This is a genomic window from Ferrithrix thermotolerans DSM 19514 (assembly GCF_900128965.1).
GTDB lineage: Bacteria > Actinomycetota > Acidimicrobiia > Acidimicrobiales > Acidimicrobiaceae > Ferrithrix > Ferrithrix thermotolerans.
The window spans coordinates 16,978-34,838 of record NZ_FQUL01000001.1 but is presented as its reverse complement, the minus strand read 5'-3'; the positions used below and the strand labels follow the sequence as shown (position 1 = coordinate 34,838).

16 protein-coding genes are annotated in these 17,861 nt (G+C 51.0%); 10 read left to right on the top strand and 6 right to left on the bottom strand.

The annotated features are described in order from the left end of the window. The first annotated feature begins 131 nt into the window (after positions 1–131). Both BUA24_RS00190 and BUA24_RS00185 read left to right on the top strand, forming a co-directional pair. Positions 132–1,226 carry a threonine synthase gene (locus BUA24_RS00190; RefSeq protein WP_072787562.1) on the top strand — a complete coding sequence of 365 codons (1,095 nt, stop codon included), beginning with the start codon at positions 132–134 and terminating at the stop codon, positions 1,224–1,226. A gap of 109 nt (positions 1,227–1,335) precedes the next feature. Next, entirely contained in the window at positions 1,336–1,749 is a 414-nt protein-coding gene (locus BUA24_RS00185) for a hypothetical protein (RefSeq protein WP_072787560.1), read from the top strand. A 100-nt stretch (positions 1,750–1,849) separates the two neighbouring features. On the opposite strand, the gene BUA24_RS00180 is transcribed toward BUA24_RS00185, so the two are convergent. From BUA24_RS00180 to BUA24_RS00170, 3 genes are all read right to left on the bottom strand, one after another. Continuing rightward, positions 1,850–2,809: an SPFH domain-containing protein gene (locus tag BUA24_RS00180; protein WP_072787559.1), complete on the bottom strand. Its 960-nt coding sequence runs from the start codon at positions 2,807–2,809 to the stop codon at positions 1,850–1,852. Then, entirely contained in the window at positions 2,806–3,282 is a 477-nt protein-coding gene (locus BUA24_RS00175) for an NfeD family protein (protein WP_072787557.1), read from the bottom strand. Before BUA24_RS00175 ends, BUA24_RS00180 begins: the two co-directional genes overlap by 4 nt. Before the next feature lie 581 nt (positions 3,283–3,863). Next, the gene (locus BUA24_RS00170; protein ID WP_072787763.1) at positions 3,864–4,793 is read right to left on the bottom strand and encodes a sigma-70 family RNA polymerase sigma factor; all 930 of its coding nucleotides are present in this window, start codon (positions 4,791–4,793) and stop codon (positions 3,864–3,866) included. 289 nt (positions 4,794–5,082) lie between these two features. Between BUA24_RS00170 and BUA24_RS00165 the strand changes: the two genes are divergently transcribed. From BUA24_RS00165 to BUA24_RS00135, 7 genes are all read left to right on the top strand, one after another. Then, positions 5,083–6,240, top strand: a complete 1,158-nt coding sequence (locus BUA24_RS00165) for a LolA family protein (RefSeq protein ID WP_072787555.1) — start codon at positions 5,083–5,085, stop codon at positions 6,238–6,240. Between the two features lie 106 nt (positions 6,241–6,346). Further along, positions 6,347–7,291 carry an ABC transporter ATP-binding protein gene (locus BUA24_RS00160; RefSeq protein WP_072787554.1) on the top strand — a complete coding sequence of 315 codons (945 nt, stop codon included), beginning with the start codon at positions 6,347–6,349 and terminating at the stop codon, positions 7,289–7,291. Further along, positions 7,281–8,084, top strand: coding sequence for an ABC transporter permease (locus BUA24_RS00155; protein WP_072787552.1), 804 nt, complete (start codon positions 7,281–7,283; stop codon positions 8,082–8,084). The genes BUA24_RS00160 and BUA24_RS00155 overlap by 11 nt, the downstream gene beginning before the upstream one ends. Positions 8,085–8,313: 229 nt before the next feature. Next, the gene (locus BUA24_RS00150; RefSeq protein WP_218587364.1) at positions 8,314–9,780 is read left to right on the top strand and encodes an NAD-dependent succinate-semialdehyde dehydrogenase; all 1,467 of its coding nucleotides are present in this window, start codon (positions 8,314–8,316) and stop codon (positions 9,778–9,780) included. A gap of 269 nt (positions 9,781–10,049) precedes the next feature. Then, positions 10,050–10,796 carry a class II glutamine amidotransferase gene (locus BUA24_RS00145; RefSeq protein WP_072787549.1) on the top strand — a complete coding sequence of 249 codons (747 nt, stop codon included), beginning with the start codon at positions 10,050–10,052 and terminating at the stop codon, positions 10,794–10,796. A gap of 142 nt (positions 10,797–10,938) precedes the next feature. Next, positions 10,939–11,784 (top strand): MIP/aquaporin family protein, encoded by an 846-nt coding sequence (locus tag BUA24_RS00140; protein WP_084660013.1) that lies wholly within the window; start codon positions 10,939–10,941, stop codon positions 11,782–11,784. Positions 11,785–11,824: 40 nt separating this feature from the next. Continuing rightward, positions 11,825–12,259, top strand: coding sequence for a hypothetical protein (locus tag BUA24_RS00135; RefSeq protein WP_072787547.1), 435 nt, complete (start codon positions 11,825–11,827; stop codon positions 12,257–12,259). On the opposite strand, the gene BUA24_RS00130 is transcribed toward BUA24_RS00135, so the two are convergent. Together BUA24_RS00130 and BUA24_RS00125 are read right to left on the bottom strand one after the other, a co-directional pair. Further along, positions 12,256–14,886 (bottom strand): bifunctional acetate--CoA ligase family protein/GNAT family N-acetyltransferase, encoded by a 2,631-nt coding sequence (locus BUA24_RS00130; protein ID WP_072787545.1) that lies wholly within the window; start codon positions 14,884–14,886, stop codon positions 12,256–12,258. The two genes, BUA24_RS00135 and BUA24_RS00130, sit on opposite strands and share 4 nt — an antisense overlap. Continuing rightward, the gene (locus BUA24_RS00125) at positions 14,883–15,362 is read right to left on the bottom strand and encodes an RrF2 family transcriptional regulator (RefSeq protein WP_072787543.1); all 480 of its coding nucleotides are present in this window, start codon (positions 15,360–15,362) and stop codon (positions 14,883–14,885) included. Before BUA24_RS00125 ends, BUA24_RS00130 begins: the two co-directional genes overlap by 4 nt. A gap of 138 nt (positions 15,363–15,500) precedes the next feature. Between BUA24_RS00125 and BUA24_RS00120 the strand changes: the two genes are divergently transcribed. Further along, positions 15,501–16,670, top strand: coding sequence for an alkaline phosphatase family protein (locus BUA24_RS00120; RefSeq protein WP_178138641.1), 1,170 nt, complete (start codon positions 15,501–15,503; stop codon positions 16,668–16,670). 34 nt (positions 16,671–16,704) lie between these two features. On the opposite strand, the gene BUA24_RS00115 is transcribed toward BUA24_RS00120, so the two are convergent. Next, a complete protein-coding gene (locus tag BUA24_RS00115; protein ID WP_072787539.1) occupies positions 16,705–17,850 on the bottom strand; it encodes an AAA family ATPase in 1,146 nt (381 codons plus the stop codon). Between the last annotated feature and the right edge of the window lie 11 nt (positions 17,851–17,861).

The window sequence follows — 17,861 nt, the reverse complement described above, 5'->3', positions numbered from 1 at the left end:
GCATTTTTTGGAGAAAGTTGTTCTAGAGGCATCTGAGATTACTACGACGTAAGTTACCTCCTCTCTAGAGGTGAGAGGGGATCCTCGAGATTGGCTTTTGAGCTTTAGACATTTGTATAGGGAGCCCATAGATGTTTAGCTACAGGTGTACATCTTGTGGTAGGGACTACGAGATAACGAGCCATCTATTTAGTTGTTCGTGTGGTGGACTCTTTGATCTCAAACCGTACGAAAAAACCTTTGATACCTACTCACTTCCCTGGTCGCTTGTTAGGTACGCCAAGATGCTACCTCTTTTTGGAGGAGTCGATCTCTTAAAGAGCGTATCTATGGGGGAGGGCATGACTCCACTTGTGCGAGATAAAACTGGCGGGTATCTAAAGCTTGACTTTCTACAGCCGACCCTTTCGTACAAAGACCGTGGAGCTGCTTTGTTGGTCGCGACCGCAAAGGCACTGGGAGTCACCTCTTTGGCGATCGATAGTAGCGGGAACGCCGGTGTATCCGTCGCTGCTTACGCCCGCAGGGCCGAGATGTTGGCTCATGTATTTGTCCCTGAGACGACCTCTGACAAAAAGGTGCGACAGTTGGAACTCTTCGGTGCCAAGGTGCATAGAGGTGGAGACAGGGATTTCGCCTCCAGGACTGTGATGGAGTATCTTGAGACGGAAAAAGACACGTTTTACGCCAGTCACATCTACAACCCATTTTTCACCCATGGAGTGAAGACCTTGTTTTATGAGATCATTGAACAACTTCGAGATGATGTTCCGAAAAATATAGTGGTACCCTTGGGCAATGGAACACTCGTGCTAGGAGCATATGAGGCAGTCGCCGACCTCATGGAGCTAGGTGTGATATCGAATCCTCCAAAGTTGATAGCGGTCCAAGCGGCGAGTTGTGACCCCATCTATCGACTTGTTCACTCTGACCGGTTGACTCAGAGAGATTTAGACTCTGGATCAACCATCGCAGAAGGAATAGCTATACCGTCCCCGCCTCGTGGTTCTCAGATAGCTTCTTTGTTGTTGAAAAATGACGGAGACGTTGTAGTGGTCTCGGAAAAGATGATAAGAGATGCTCATAGTAAGCTTCTAAGTGCTGGAGTTGACGTAGAGCCCACGGCAGCAGCAAGCTATGCGGGATACCTTCAACTCAGAGACTCTGACGGCCCAAGCGATACAACGGTTGTTGTACTGACCGGAGCTGGTCTAAAGTCGCTATAGTCATTGCACTGAATCTAATACCTACATCGCTTCCTATTAAAGTATTACGTCATAAGCTAACTAAGAGTGATGATACTCTTACTAAGAGTGAGATTTTATAGGAGGCATAATGAAAATTTTGACAACAGCGAAGGTTGCGGGAGCTACCGCAGCACTTGGAACTCTTGCACTGCTGGTTACGCCGCAAGTGGCAAGTGCTGGAGTGATCTTTGGTGGGGGATCTTCAGGTACATTGATCAACGTCAAGGAAGCGTCTATAGAACCTGGAGGTTATAGCTGCGACTCTTCGCAGTGGGGCTTTATTATAAACCAACTAAAGGGGGTGACCGCTCCTAGTTACATAACAGTTACCTGGGACTATACAAATACTATACAAATTCCTCTGACCAACGTTACGGGCTCGACTGCACACTACGATACCACGATGTACCTGGGTGAGACCGTGACAAGTGCTACTGCATTTATATCGCCTCAGTGGATAAGTGGAAATGGTCAGTTTGTACTAAGCCACGGTCCCTGCTAGAGATCTACCTCATTACCCTCGGCCTCCGTCGTAGTCTATCTACGGAGGCCGAGCATCTATAGTGAGTCTGAGGAAAGGTCCTCTACTTCTACGTTATCGGTCACCCTTGACTTTGAGTAGTCGCACTCTTCCCGTTAGTGCTGACCGCTGACCTTGTAGGACTTGTGCCTGTTAACGCTTCAGCTGCCTGTCTGACGCCAGAGAGCAAGTTTGTAAGTTCCATGGGGAGTACGAACTTGGTTGCTGGCGATGCAGCCAGCTGTCGCAGCGCATCAAGGTACTGGAAGAGCATCGTATTTGAGTCGATCTCTCGTGCTACTCCGGTAACCGTTGCGAGCGCATCTGAGAGGCCCTGGGCTTTTAGAACTGCAGCCTGACGTTCTCCTTCAGCCGCAAGTACAGCAGCCTGCTTCTGCCCTTCAGCCTGTAAAATCATGGCCTGTTGTTGACCCTCAGCGACGGTGATCGCAGCCCTTTTTTGCCCCTCCGCCTCGGTAACTGCGGCTCTTCGGGTCCTTTCGGCCGACATTTGACGAGTCATAGCCTCTTGAACCTGCGGCGGAGGGTTGATCTCCCTAACCTCTACGTTGGTTACCTTGACTCCCCAGCGTTCAGTTACCTCATCCAGCCTTACCCGCAGGAAGCCGTTCATCTCCTCTCTCTTTGACAGTACGTCATCTAATGACATGTCTCCTACGACGCTCCGCAGCGTGGTAGCAGCGATATTCAGCGCTGCTCCGGAGAAGTCCCTTACCTGCACGACCGACATGGTGGGGTCTATGACCTTGTAAAACATGATGAAGTCGATCGATATTGGAGCGTTATCTTTGGTTATGGCGATCTGATGTGGTATCTCAAGGTACTGTTCTCGAAGATCCACTATGTTGACCTTATCCGTTAGGGGATTGACCAGTATTAGACCGGGACCTTTGTTGCCCTGGATGCGTCCTAATCGAAACACCACAAGACGTTGAAACTCCGGCACTATCCTGACCGACCGAAGCAAGCCGAAGACTAAGGCTACCACTACTACTAGCACTACAACTACTGAACCAATCATTTCCTACTCTCCGGTTCTACACATTCGGGATCCTCTGACCAGACGACCAGACGAAGACCCTGGACCTCGGCTACATGCACCGTGGCCCCCTTTTTAATCGGTCGATCTAGTGACGTTGCACTCCAGCTTTCCCCATTTAGAGTTACGACTCCGTTCGGTGCGAGGTCTGTCTTGGCTATCCCTTGGGCCCCGTAGAGTTGTATGTTTGGGGAAGAGTATGGCGCTCTCGCAGAGAGCTTTCGGACCGAAGCTATTGTTCTGATCCCAAGGACACCAGCAAAAACCAAGAACGCCAGTGGAGCTACAACCTTTAGAACTCCAAACGAAGACGGACTAGCCGTGGCGATCTCAATCGTTAGAAGGAGAGCTCCAGCAAGCGAAATACCTGCGAGAATGATGCCGTGATGACCCTTATGGGTCATAACAAAGGCAAAGACGTATAAGACAACAATGAGGGCGGCTAGTAGTAACATTTCCACCTCCTCTAATACACCTCATTGTAGCTTTATTCGATAAAGTAAGTTGAACCGTGAAAAGAGTTTCTTAGGGAATACTCATGGTCCTCCTAAACGCCTGTACGGCTGATCCTGTCGACGAATTCTCCGTCTCCGATGCTGTATCGATCATCTCGCTGGATCAAAGTTATTGACCCGTAGGGTTATCGATGCATAAGAGTCTGTAACTAGGTGGGGTGGCACGCATGGCATCTCTGAGATGGGAGATACGTACTGCTCGTGAAGTCACCCGAGGCCGATCTGTTTCGACTTACCTAGACCCGAAGTACTTCATGGTCGACCTCGGTTACCTGTTTTAGAACTCAGATCATTAACTCAAGTTGGACTTCGACCACTTTGTTAGACCTACCAGCCTTGATGAATGGGGTGCAAGAGGAGTTAGTGGCTCGGCTTTAGAGTTCATGACCCTAACATAGCTATCCTAGGCGACCGTCTTTACAGTCGAGCCAAACTGTAAAGATAATGAGCAGGACGCTTATGGTAGTGGACCCATAAGCGTCCGGTAAAGAGTAGAGTTTATTGACTGGATTATTTGGCGATTAGGCCGCTGGGGCCTTTAGTCCTGGGTGATCGGCGAGGCGATCGAGAGCGGAGGCTTCTAGACGACGAGCTCTACGCGGTCCGATGCCTAGCATTCTTGCGGTTGCCTCCAGTGAAGCAGGTCGATCTCCATTTAATCCAAACCGGAGTGTAACTACAGCCCTTTCCAGTGGATCTAGCTCCTCTACAGCTCGTCTTAGTTGCTCCCTGGCCAGACCTTCATCAACGGTGTCTTCAAAGTTCGTGTCCGATCCCACGACTAGATCGCCTAGCGACGTCTCACCCTCGGGACCGACTGCCTGGTCTAAACTAGCTACCACTCTGGCTGCATGGCGAACATCAGACAGCTGCGAATAAGACAGATTTGAAGCTTCCGCTATTTCTTCTTCAGAGGGAGCTCTTCCGAGGTCAGATGCTAACTCGCGCGTTACATTATCGACACGCCGAGATCTCTCAGCAGCTTCCATCGGAAGGCGTATCGCCTGACCGTGATTGTGAACAGCTCTTTGAAGCGACTGTCGTACCCACCAAGTTGCGTACGTGGAGAACTTAAACCCTCTTCTCCAGTCGAACTTCTCTACTGCGCGGATCAGACCGAAGGTTCCCTCCTGAATCAGATCCGAAAGTTCAACTCCACGATCCTGATATCGACGAGCCCAGTGTACTACCAAGCGAAGGTTTGCTGCTACCATTTCAGCCTTGGCGGCTTCGTCACCTTCGCGTACTCGCTTGGCCAGTTCTACCTGTTCACTTGCGGAAGGTAGAGGGTGTTTCGCAAGATCATCAAGAAACAGTCGAACAGAGTCAGCACCAAGTCCTACCGAAGCGAGAGCGGTCTCGAGATCCGTCTGCGACTTCCTGCGCCTTGTCTTGGTTTCTGTAGCTTCTTTTATCATCTTCTTCTCTTCTGAACTCTTTCTCGATGCCATTACTTTCTCGCCATCTTCCTCTAAAACGTGACGCACTAGTATAACACATATGTGATCTAGAACTTCCAACTAGAGGATTAATTTCCTGCCAATTATGTCGACTCGTAACTAAGGAGAACTTGAGAAGCTTATGAGTCATTTCCGAGACCAATCATGGCGACGGAAATTTAGTGGCATCTCGTACTGTTAGATTAGAATGTAAAAGATATAACGGAATTATGTCGTTGCAGGGTTTTGCCAGATAAGGTTGAAATCTTCACGTGAGAGAGTGTAAAGAGGGTTTAGGTTTATGAAAGCTCGTAAGTCGTTAAGGGTGATAGTCCCAGCTGGTATCGGAGTTGCAAGTCTAGGGGCTGCGTTGGTCACCCCGTCTCTTGCTAGCGCTCAGGATCCCACTCTGCCCGTTGTCTCTAGGGTACAGCTAGTTCAGAACATGTTGTCGGCGAAGCCCACTCCTTTTTCGGGTACTCTTGTTGTTACCTCTAACCTTTTTGGATCTGTGTCATCCCTTGCAAGTTCAGCTCTCCCAGGCGTTACGCTGCCGCAGGGCACCGCAACCGTGAACCTCTGGCGTGGCGTAAAGGATCAGCTGAGGGCCCAGCTGCTCAACTCCACTTCAGAACGTGATTTATATGTGAACGGTCCAAACGCTTGGCTGTGGGACTCCTCCACAATGAGTGCGGTTCACCTGATTGCTAGCGGCTCCCAACCTACAGAGGACTCAGTTCCCAAAGATTATTCGCCTACAAAGCTAGATCCTGCTGTGATTGCGAAAGATTTGCTCGCTAATCTCAGCCCGTATGTAAATGTATCGATCGGTCAAAACAACTACGTGGGCGGTCAGCCCGTGTACGACTTACAGCTTCAGCCACTTGACTCCTCTTCTTTGGTTCGGACGATCAACATCTATGTCGATGCAAATAACTGGCGAGTAGTGGGCGTAGATGTCATATCAACGAGCAGCTCAGTTCCGGTGCTCTCGTCTGAGTTCTCCACAATATCATTTTCAACCCCCTCCGCTTCAGTGTTCAGCTTTACTCCTCCTGAGGGAGCTAAGGTCACCACAAAGGTTCTAACCTTCCCTGAACGAAATAGTACTGCGACCGAGTCACCTGCTACTTTGAGTAAGAAGCAGCTGGGATCTCAGATGACCGAGAGATTTTTGTCTTCAAAGGGTGCAGAAAGGCCAAAGTTATTTGGAAGTGGACTAACCTCCGTTGTTGTCAGCGCCCCGGGTGCCTTCCAGAGCCTCCAAGCGGAGGCAGGATCTAAGTACCGTGCCCTCTTTACACAGGTTTTCACCTCTTACCAAACGCCTTTCGGAGAAGGCAAGGTGCTGTCGACTCCGCTGTTCAATGTGATGGTTCTTCCTAATGGTCAGATAGTGGCGGGTGCTGTAACTCTGAACCAGCTAGCTATAGATGCGACGATGGGATATCAGGGGTAAGACTGGCTAGTATGCCGACTCCCTCTTATTGCGGTTGTTCTGGTGGGGTCTGGTTGTAGAGGACCTTCGTAAAGGTAAAAGGTGAGGGAGATGATCAAGTAAAGCTATGGCAGACGACTACGTAATTGAGATTGATTCTCTATCAAAGCGCTTCAAGCAAAAAGTTGCTGTTGATGCCATATCACTCTCAGTGCCAAAGGGGTCGATCTTTGGCTTTTTGGGTCCAAATGGTGCGGGTAAGACGACGACCATTCGTATGTTGTTAGGTCTTATTTTTCCAGACTCTGGTTCGGCAAGAGTTCTATCTAGAGAAGTTCCTCGTGGTCTTAGAGAGGTTCTCCCTAAGGTGGGTGCCATGATCGAAGGTCCGGGTTTTGTACCCTATCTAAGTGGCCTGCAAAACGTGAAAAGACTGCTTGCTGCGGCTCATGTTACCGGTGCTGAGGCGGACAGATTGGCGATGTCTGCCCTGGAAAGGGTAGGACTTGCAAAGGTAGCAAACCTAAGCGCTAAGAGATACTCTCTGGGAATGAAACAGAGGCTCTCCTTGGCGTGGGCCGTGGCTCTTCCGCGCGAGCTATATATCCTTGACGAACCGACCAATGGACTCGATCCAGCTGGTATGCGAGAGGTCCGAGAGATAGTTGTCAACCTCGCAAAGGAAGGCTCCACTATCTTTTTGTCCTCGCACCTGCTGTCAGAGGTCGATCAAATATGTACAGATGTCGCCCTTATGTCCCAAGGAAGGATTATCAAATCTGGTCCAATGGAGACTCTGAAGGAGGACCAAGTAGGGTACCTAGAGGTTGTCGTGGACAGTCCTGAGCGAGCTAGGGATCTGATCGGGGCTTGGTACCCAGACCTTTCAGTGTTTGTGGGTCCCGATAGCTCGACAATAAGGTTAGCCGTCGGTCAAGACGACGACTTTGCTGGAAAACTAAACTATCGACTGGTGACCGAGGGTGTTACTGTCTCGGGTCTGCGATTCAGCGGACGCACCCTCGAAGATATCTTTGTGAGATACGTAGGTGAGGGCTTCGATGTTAGTTGATGAACTGAAACGAACCTTCCGTCGCCCCAGAAACTTAGTGGTGCTCGGGCTTATTGCGCTGGTTCCGGTTCTTCTCGGTGTGGTGGTAAAGACGCTTGGTCACAGCGGGGGTAACGGTGGGGGTCCACCGTTTTTCAGTCAGCTGACTCAAAATCCAGTGTTCCTGTCTCTAGTGGCGCTTACAACTATGGAGACATTTCTAATTCCACTGGCGGTTTCACTCATCGCCGGTGACTCGTTCTCTGGTGATGCGTCCTCAGGGGCTCTTAGGTACCTTCTGGTTGCACCTGCGGGGCGCGGTCGGCTCTTGTTGGTCAAGGTGCTCTCCGCTCTCCTTTACACGGTGGTTGCGGTCCTCCTAATTGCTGTGGTCGGGGGAGTTACCGGTGCGGTACTGTTTCCCATAGGTCCAATCGTTACGCTCTCAGGAACTACGGTGACAAATCTTGGTGGAGTAGGACTTACCCTTGAGGCAGCTTTGTTGGTGGCAGTCTCGATGTTTTCGATCGTCGGCGTTGGGGTATTCGTGTCAACTCTAACTGACTCCTCTGCGGCTGCATCGGCTGTGGCGGTGGCTGTTGCTGTGGTATCTGAGATCCTGGGGCAGATTCCACAACTTGTACATATTCGCCCAATACTTCCATCGACTTACTGGGGGTCCTTTGTCGATCTATTTAGGTCTCCTCAGGTGCTTCACAACGTCAAACTCGACCTCTTGGAACAGGTGGTTTGGCTATTAGCTGCGCTTAGCGCTGCCTGGTTTAACTTCAGGGGTAAAGACATCTTCTCGTAGTTGTGGCCTTCACAGGGTCGGTGTTGGGTCATTGGCCCCTTTAGAACTTGCAGAGACGTACGCTTTGCAATGTCTACTTCGATGTTATAAACCTCCAAGAGATGTGGGTGTTCTTTGGAAAATACTCCTTGCGCAAGTAGGTATTTCGTCTCTGATAGCTTTGCGATTGGTGGCACATCAGCGTTAGAGTGCAGGTGTAAGGATTATTTAGCGATAGAGAGGGGCTTTGGTGTTACCATCGGAGAGAGAGGTTGTAGACGCTGTGGCTAAGGATCTCTACATAGGTGGAAAGTGGAGAAAGTCAAGCGACTCGAAGAGATTTCGCGTAGAAGATCCTTCCACCAAAGAGGTTATCGCTGAAGTCGCTGACGCCACGCCCGATGATGCACTGGCTGCTCTGGAGGCTGCAGCCGACGCTCAGAGATCATGGGGGCGCACGGCTCCGCGAGTTAGAGCGGAGCTATTGCGGCGAGCCTTCGAACTTACATTACAACGCCAAGAAGAGCTTGCTCTGCTAATGACGTTGGAGATGGGAAAACCCCTGGCAGAGTCACGGGGTGAAGTGCTTTATGCGGCTGAATTTTTGCGTTGGTTCTCTGAAGAGGCCGTGAGAATCAAAGGTGACTACTACATGGGACCCGAAGGGTCCATGAAAATCCTGACGCAGAGACAGCCCGTTGGTCCGAGCTACTTGATCACTCCTTGGAACTTCCCCCTTGCGATGGCGACCAGGAAGTTGGGACCAGCCCTGGCCGCTGGATGTACAGCCATAGTAAAGCCCGCAGAGCTTACACCCTTGACCATGGCAGCGTTTTTTGAGATCCTTATAGAGGTCGGACTGCCCGATGGTGTAGTAAATCTCATACATACTTCAGATCCAGCCGCTGTTACCAAACCTCTCCTCAGCGACAGGCGTTTGAGGAAGCTTTCTTTCACGGGATCCACCGAGGTTGGGCGCTTGCTGATGGCTCAAGCCTCAAACAACCTACTGAGGCTGTCAATGGAGCTCGGTGGAAATGCCCCGCTCATAGTCTTCGACGATGCAGATATCGAAAAAGCGGTGCAGGGTGCGGCGCTTGCGAAGCTCCGAAACACCGGGGAGGCCTGTACCTCCGCCAATCGCATCTTTGTTCAACGAGGAGTTGCTGAAGAGTTCTCTGAGGCTCTCAAGTCTAGATTTGAATCCCTAAAGGTAGGCAGGGGAACTGAAGAAGGGGTCGATGTAGGTCCGTTGGTCGAACAGGCAGCCGTCGACAAGGTATCCCGTTTAGTTGCGGATGCTCGAGAGCGCGGTGCCAAAATCGTCGCTGGGGGCGGTAGTTTCGGCCCGGGGTACTTCTTTGAACCTACGATCGTGTTGGGGGTTGACCCCTCTTTCGCTATCGCTAACGAAGAGATCTTTGGTCCGGTTGCTGCGCTGTATGTCTTTGATGAAGAGCAGGAGGTGGTGGATATGGCTAACTCCACGCCCTACGGACTGGTAGCCTACCTCTTTACTGAGAACCTCAACAGAGCCCTGAGGGTGGTTGAGAGACTCGAGACTGGAATGGTTGGAGTGAACCAAGGTCTTGTCTCAAACGCAGCAGGACCATTTGGTGGTGTCAAACAGTCGGGTTTTGGACGTGAAGGTGGCTTTGAGGGCATAGAAGAGTACCTTTATGTCAAATATGCAGCTATAAACGCAGCGGAGCTATAGGAAAACTCCCAAAACAAGCTGGCCAGTTGGCAGTAGTGGTTGCAGGTTTTCGCGTCAGATCGAAACAGCATCGATGTGCTCATAGAAAGCTCAAACCATCTACCTCTATGCGGAGACTCGAGGGCGCTTGACTATAGTTGCTGTAGGTTTTCTAATACGGCTGTCCTATGGTGGAATCCTTCTTACATTAAATGGTAGTGGTTAGTCTTCACTGGGGATATGGTTTCGGCTGAGTCGTTCAAAGGAGTGCTGTAGATGTGGTGCTGTAGATGTGTAGGTTGCTAGGGTATGTGGCTGATCCTCCAACCACTGTGCCGGACCTGTTGGGGGAGTACTACGCGTCGTTTGAACAACTATCGGGTGCAAAACACCGTGATGGGTGGGGGCTAGCATATCTGAAGGATGAAGAAATTAAGGTTGTCAAGGCTCCCACCTGCGCCGAAGAAGATCCGCTTTACAAAGAGGCGGTAAAGATGACGAAAGCGAGTGCAGCGCTGCTTCACTATCGTTGGGCTACGTTGGATCTGAAGGTGACTGCAAGCAACACCCATCCATTCTTGGCCCAGGATATGGCCTTTATTCACAATGGCTCCATCTACTCTCCTGGGATTTACCCCATGGTCAACCCCTCTTGCCAAAGCTTCCGCGAGGGTGACACCGACTCAGAGGCGTACTTTTTGGCGCTGTGTTCATCGGGACTCGCCGAGGATCCCGAAAGAGCGATCGGACATACGCTCGGAAAGATCATGTCCAACTTGGAGTACTCGAGCCTGAATGCGATGATTCTAAGTCAAGAGGCTCTTTATGTTATCTGTGCGTTCCGATCAGAGTACATTCCACCAGATGAGGACCAAGAGTACTACACTTTACGGTATCTAGCCACCTCAGAGGCCGTTGTTGTTGCTTCGAGCGGATGGAGTGGCTCTAACGACTGGGAAGAACTTCCAAACAACTCGCTACTGAAGGTATCTGTTAGAGAGATGACCGCAAAGGTCACTCCTTTGAGTGTGCTTTAGGCGATCCGCTTGCTTTGAGAGGAACGTTTTCTTCTTTGCTGAGATGATACGACTGAGCTCCAACGTGTACCTTAGGAAAGGCGGTAACAGCACTTAGCGCTATGGTTGAAGGGAAGGTGGGGATCGGAAGGTAGGAAAGTGAATGTCAGAGGATCCTGTTTCAGGCGTTGCCAAAGTAGTCACTGCCGGTGGAACGCCGATGATAGTGACCGAACCCTCTTGGTTGGCAGAGTTTCGGGACTTGAAGAGAGAGTGGAGGAGACTATTTTCTGAACTGATAGGGACCTATCTCCTCCTCGTCGCTGCGGTGGGGCCGGTCATGGTCGATGGTTATATAAAAGGAAGCGTTGGAAGGGCAGCGGCAGTGACGGCGCCCGGGTTGATGGTGGCGGCGATGATTCTGTTTATGGGGACTGTCTCTGGGGCGCATCTGAACCCTGTGGTAACCTTGGCATTTGCCCTAAGGAGGGAGTTTCCGTGGAGGCGTGTCCCAGGTTATCTAGTAGCTCAGATCGTTGGGGCAGTACTTGCGCCGGCGACGTTGTGGGCGATACTTGGCAAGGTAGGAAGCTTTGGGATGACGGAGCTGGCAGCTAAGACCGGAGTTGTTCAAGGTATCTCTTTAGAGTGCATCTTGACGTTTGGTCTTGTCTCAACCATTTTGGGTACAGCGTCGGGTGCACAAAACGTTGGTGCCTTATCAGCCTTTGCTGTGGGTGGTTACATCGTCCTTGCAGGGTTGTGGGAATCTCCCGTCACCGGGGCGTCTATGAACCCCTTTCGCTCTTTAGGTCCAGCGATAGTAGCTGGCAACTACACAGATATTGGTGTATACATCGCTGGCCCACTTCTTGGCGCGTTGTTGGCGGTCGGTGCGGCTTATATATTGAGGGGACCCGGGGGAGATCCAGTGGCGGCGCGTGCTGCTCAAGGAACGCTCGAACCGGTCTTTGTTAGACTGTCGAAACAGGAGGATGAACCTAGGTGAGGCCTTTGCAAAACTACAAGGAGACTAAGAGGCGACGTCGATGAGTAAGAAAAAGGAAGGCCAAAGGAAGCACTTGGAACCAAAGTGGAAGCACGCTCCAGACGAACATGACTTTCCAGCCGCTAGAGACTACCTGGCTCTGTTGATGGAGGACACCGAGATAGACGCAGTTGTAGAGGCGATGGCAGGTGCTGAGACTATCTACAAACACGCCAAGGATATCCTTCGTGCATCAACCCTTCCAGAACTCCCGACATCGAACCGACACGTCGCCTCAGACTTAGAGAAGATAAAGTCATCCCAACCGCTCTCACCGATCTTGCTAATCCGTGGTGAATTATCGTCGGGTATCCCTCTAGTGATCGCTGACGGTTATCACAGAGTATGTGCGGTGTACAGTATCGATGAGAACGCGGAGGTCCCTTGCAGACTGGTTGGGTACCGCAAAAGTTCTTTGGATATGACTTTGAGTTAGGGTCTACGCAAGGCCCGGGTCACGAAGTAGGCCTCAGGTGACCAGGTAGCTAGGGTCACTGGGCCTGACAAAACGCTATATGCACCCCCGCGTCTTATCTCGGCGGTAAGGGTGAGATGGGATATCTCAAAGATGTTTTCCATCATGACCGAGAGCCATTTGACCGTCTCTTCGACTGCGGTGAAGTCCTCCTGCAGGTAGCCCCTCCTTTGCAAAAGCGCCTGGTAACTGGGCATTGAGGTCACTACGTCGTGAACTTCGTAAGATGTCTGGGGCATGTATCTTAGAGATCTTTGGTCGGATAGCTCAATGAGATCACTTTCGGGGTGCAGGTCGATGAAGACTCCAAACTGTAGGTCGTGAAATATCTCAATCTGTATTCGCAGTAGGTCAGGGTCTAAGATCCGCACCTTACTTGCGCTTACTGCCGTGATGTGAAACTTTGACAAAATATCGACGACAGTATCGGCTGGCAGATCCATAAAGACGATGTCTTCAGTCCTTTCCTTTGATCCGAGAACCTTGAGAACCAACTCCCTGGCGTCTTTGAACTGTGGTTCATACACCATAAAAGGCTCTCCCTGCGGTCTTTGAGTCCACGTGAAGTAGTCGGCCATCTTGCCAAGTGCCATCGCCGCAGCTTCTGGGAATGCGTAAGACGGTATGGGTCGCTTCGCCCCTCTAAGGGCTGTTGGAACTCCAGGGAGCGCCAGGAAGTTTGCAAGGACAGGCTTGGGTTCAGGTGTCCAGTCCTGTCGGGCAGCGAGAGCAATCTCCGTCGCCACAGCAGCGGCAAAGTCCTGGGCGATCTCCGGTGCCCCCCGCAAGCGTCCTTCGACCAATGGTCTCGCAAGCGTGGAAGGTGAATCAGGAGTCCTTACCACCGTCGGCACATAAAGAACTATCGCTGCGTCTATCCCTGGGTCTTTCAGTACTTGATCTAGTACCATCCCAAAGTCGCTAGGCAGAGTAGAAGCAGAGAGCTCGATGGGGTTAGAGATGTGACAGTCTTTGGGAAGCCGTCTACGAAGGGTCTGGCTCAGTGCTTCTGACAGATTTGGTACCTCAAGTCCGACGGCGAGGCAGGTATCCGCACAGAGAGGGGCGGGGCCGCCGGTGTTTGATATGATAGCGACGTTTCTTCCTTTGGGGAGAGGCTGGTTTGCAAGGGCAACGGCGTGCTCAAAAAGCTGTTCCAGGGTGTCCACCCTTATCACACCTGTTCTCTCAAATAGAGCGTCCACGGCTAAGTCGTTGGGTAGTTGAGGCGTCCAAGGCTTTGTGGAACGAGAGGGGATAAAGCGCGAGGACGAAGAGTTTCTCTTGGACTTAACTGCAAGGATTGGCTTTTTGTGACTTACTCTCTTTGCGACTCGGGCAAAGGTTCTGGGGTTACCAAAATCTTCAATATATAAAAGAATTACTCCAGTTGAAGGGTCGTCTTCCCAGAAGTGAAGAAGATCGTTTCCCGAGATGTCCGCTTTGTTTCCAGAGGATACAAACGACGATATCCCAAGACCTCGTCGCCGAGCCTCTTCCAAGATCGCAAGGGAAAGGGCTCCTGACTGAGAGTGAAGGGCTGCCGTGCCAGGTATGGGGGGTATCGGAGATAAAGTGACGTTTAGGCTCACCGACTCATCCATAGAGGCTACGCCCATAGACGCTGGACCGACTATCCTCATTCCGTTCTTTCTGGCTAGCTTTACCAGACGTTGTTCAAGTCTTGCACCTTCTTCGTTGAGCTCGGAGAATCCCGCTGAGATTATTACCAGCGCCCCGACGTGCTTTTCGGCGGCGTCGTATATGGCAGCCTCTATGTGTTCAGCGGCGACAACGAGTACGGCTAAGTCTATTGGGTCTGGAATCTCCCTTAGAGTTGGATACGCCTTGACACCATTTACAGATGTTGCTTTGGGGTTGACTGGATACACCGTCCCTTGGAAGTTCGAGTCTAAAACGTTGCGAAATACGATATTCCCAACGCTTCCAGGCATCCTTGAGGCTCCTACGACGGCTACGGACTTAGGGGATAAGAGCTTTGCTACTGAGCGGGAGACACTAACTCGCTCTCTTTGTTGCATGGCCTCAATAGACTCCTGTGTCGGTGATATTTCAAAGCTCACACGAACGACGCCGTCTTGAAAGTGACGGTGATCTTTAAATCCAGCGTCGTGGAAGACCTTTAACATCTTCGTGTTTTCAGGTAGCGTATCGGCTACAAAGCGGGTGATGCCAGACTCTTTGGCGACCGCGACCAGATATTCAAGCATTATGGTGGCTAGTCCTCTGCCTTGATGAGCGTCGTCAACCAAGAATGCAACCTCTGCCTCGGACGATCCAGGGAGTCTGTCGTATCGAGCCACCGCTACTATTAGGTCACCCAGGATCGCTACCAGTGCCATTCGATCCACGTAGTCTACGTTCACGAACCTATGTAACATAGAGTCGGAGAGGGTAGGCAAAGGGGTGAAAAAGCGGAAGTAGACAGACTCTTCTGATAGGCGTCCGTGAAGCTTGCGTATATCCTCTGCGTCTGACGGTTTGATGGGGCGGAGGAAAAGGGTTCCTCCATCGTTAGCGACTATGTCGGTCTCCCAGTGTTCAGGGTAGTTCGGTGGTTCGTTCATATAAAGTACACACCCCCATCGTGTTCCTTTAGCATCAAGCTTTCCTGGTACGACTGTGTACCTTTGGCCCTAGAGACCATGTCAGCCAGGGTATAGGTGCTTAGATGAGCCCGCATGTGCGCTCCGACCTCTGACCAAAGAGCCAGTAAAACACATTGCCCTTCGTGGTCGCAGGCGCCGTCCTCGTGCGGTTCGCCGAAGTCGCCCGCAACTATTGGTCCGTCTACGGCGCTTACGATCTGGGCGATCGTGATGTCCTTGGGATCTCGAGCAAGGACGTAGCCCCCTCCAACACCTCTTTTCGATCTGACCAGACCAGCACCTTTCAGGGCTAGCAATATCTGTTCTAGATAAGGCTGTGGAAGCCCCGTCCTTTTGGCAAGATCAGAGACCGAGGTGGGTCCAGGCTCTTGTGCGTGAAGCGCAAGAGAGAGCAGTGCTCTAGATGCGTAGTCACCACGGGTCGATACTCTCACATCTCCATCGTAGTTATCTAATAGTTCTTATTCGTGACGCGTTTGGTTGCTTATCTCATCAGTGCTTAGTAGCCTATGTGTTTGGAGAGGTACAGGGGAAGGCTTAGGCGTTGGAGATTTCGGTGAAGAGGACATATATTGTCAGATGAGTTTGTTGTCCCTGACTACCAGGGCAGATGTATTACAAACCTTGTCCCATCGATATATCGCTCATTAGCAAGTAGTCTTGATCCATCCTTCGCCGGCAAGGTGGATGACCTGCTGAAAAGAGAGGGTATCGGTGAGAGTCAAGCAGGCTCGATACTTCCTGAAACGTTAGATGGAATCGACTCGGTAGTCCTTTTGGTCCTAGACGGCTTGGGCTACAGACAGTTGATAGACAGGGTTGGACAGCTAGAGCACATAGCACAGATGAAGCTAGAGATGGTTCACTCCGTGGCTCCGACGACGACGGCGTGCGCTCTAACCTCTCTCACGACTGGTCTCGCACCTTCAAGGCATGGACTTGTTGGCTATCGGATGCGTATTGGATCGGCCGCTATCATGAATACTTTGAAGTGGGCAACCGATCGTGACTGTTCTGTAAAGGTTCCAGAACCCAAGACTCTTCAACCACACGAACCCTTTTTCGGTCTCCGACCGATGGTTGTGACTAAGGCGTTATACGACAATACCGGATTTACCAAGGCTCACCTGAGAAACGTTCGCACCAGGTATTGGAGGACGCTGTCTCAAATAGTATCGACAGTTGCGGACCTTCGAAAAGAAAATGAACGGTTCATATACCTCTATTACGAAGGACTTGATACTACGGCGCATGAGTATGGGCTTGGTGATCACTACGAGCGCGAACTGGAGTTCATCGACTACCTCGTCGGCCAGCTGATGAAGGTGATAGGAAAGAACACGGCGTTGCTGATAACTGCTGATCACGGTCAAGTCGAGGTTCTGGACCCTCCGATTCATCTTCACTCCGAGATACTCTCGAAGGTTCTGTATCAAAGTGGCGAGGGTCGCTTCAGGTGGTTACACCTAAAGGTGGGAAAGACGGACGAGGTGGCGAGCCTTTGTGAGAGATACTACGGTGATCTTTGCAGAGTACTAACTAGAGAAGAGATGCTTGAGGCGAAGTTGCTCGGACCATCTATGCAGCCCGAGGTAGCTCTTCGTCTTGGCGACGTGGCACTCATAGCCACAAAGCCGGTGGCGTTTTATGATCCTTGTGACACCGGTCCATTCGAACTTGTCTGTAGACACGGCGCACTAACCGCAGAGGAGATTGAAGTACCGCTTCTAAGCTCCGTGTAGCCTTAACGAATAAGCCTTATGATACCGTCTCTCATTACTCCCCATCTTGATACCTCCTTTCAATATCGGTGATAGATCCCCTTAGATCTTTTGGGACTCTGTGGTTTCGGCTACGTTGAGCTATGGATATCGCTTCGTTGATTAGGTCTTTTACTGAGGTTGACTTAGGGGAGTCACAGAGATAGATTACACAATGCGCCAGGAGGAACTTGCCTTCAGGCATCCCTACCTTCTCTAAAAGAGAAAAGGTGGAGTTGGCGACGGCAAGAGCCTGATTGTTGATTGGCCCAATATCCTCGCTCGCAAAGATCGCTAACCGTCTCGCTATAAAGCGAGGGTCTTCGTCTTCCACTATGAGACGGGCAAGATAGTAAAGTGCGTCAGATCGTTTGGAGGCGCGAATACTTTTTATCAACGCTGAAGCGAGTTCGTAGTGCGATGACTCGGTTCTTGCACGTCGTAGTTTGAGTGATTTGAGATTCAAAGAGTTAGTATCGATCGTTATCCTTGCTTGTGCCGAGTGGAGCGATAGCGCTCGTTCTTTTTCGATCGCCTCCTCCAACACCTTAAGAGCGGCTCTGGCGTCGCCGTCTGAGATAGCGATGATCTCGTCTATGTAGGTATCGGAGACGATAATCTGTTCTACTTCAGCTGCTCTTTTTAGAATCTCCCTTAGGTCATCGGGTGAGATGGGCGGAAGCTCTATGCATCGAACCCGTGAAAGGAGCGCAGGCGTCAAGGTAACGAACGGATTTTCGGTAGTTGCGAAGATGAAACTTACGATCCCTTCCTCAAGAGGCTCTAGAAGTACGTCTTGTTGAACCTTGGTGAATCTATGTATCTCGTCGATAAAACACAAAGCTGGGAGTGTGCTGTTTGTGGTTCTCTTCTTTGCTACCTCAAGTTTGTCTCGGAGTTCCTTGATGGTCGCAGTTGCGGCGGAAAGCTCGATAAAGTCTCGACTCTGGGACAATAGACGTGCCAGCGTCGTCTTACCGACGCCTGGTGGTCCATATAGCACGATTTGAAAGGGGCGTCCGTCGTGAAATAAGCCTCTCAGCGAAGGGTTCTCGTCTAAGAGACGATCTAGTCCGACGTAGTCTTCGAGCTTGCTTGGGCGTGCCCGCTGGGGAAGTGAGGTGGTTGGGCCATTGTCGTAGTGGCTGAATAGATCAGTCATGTACTTCTTTG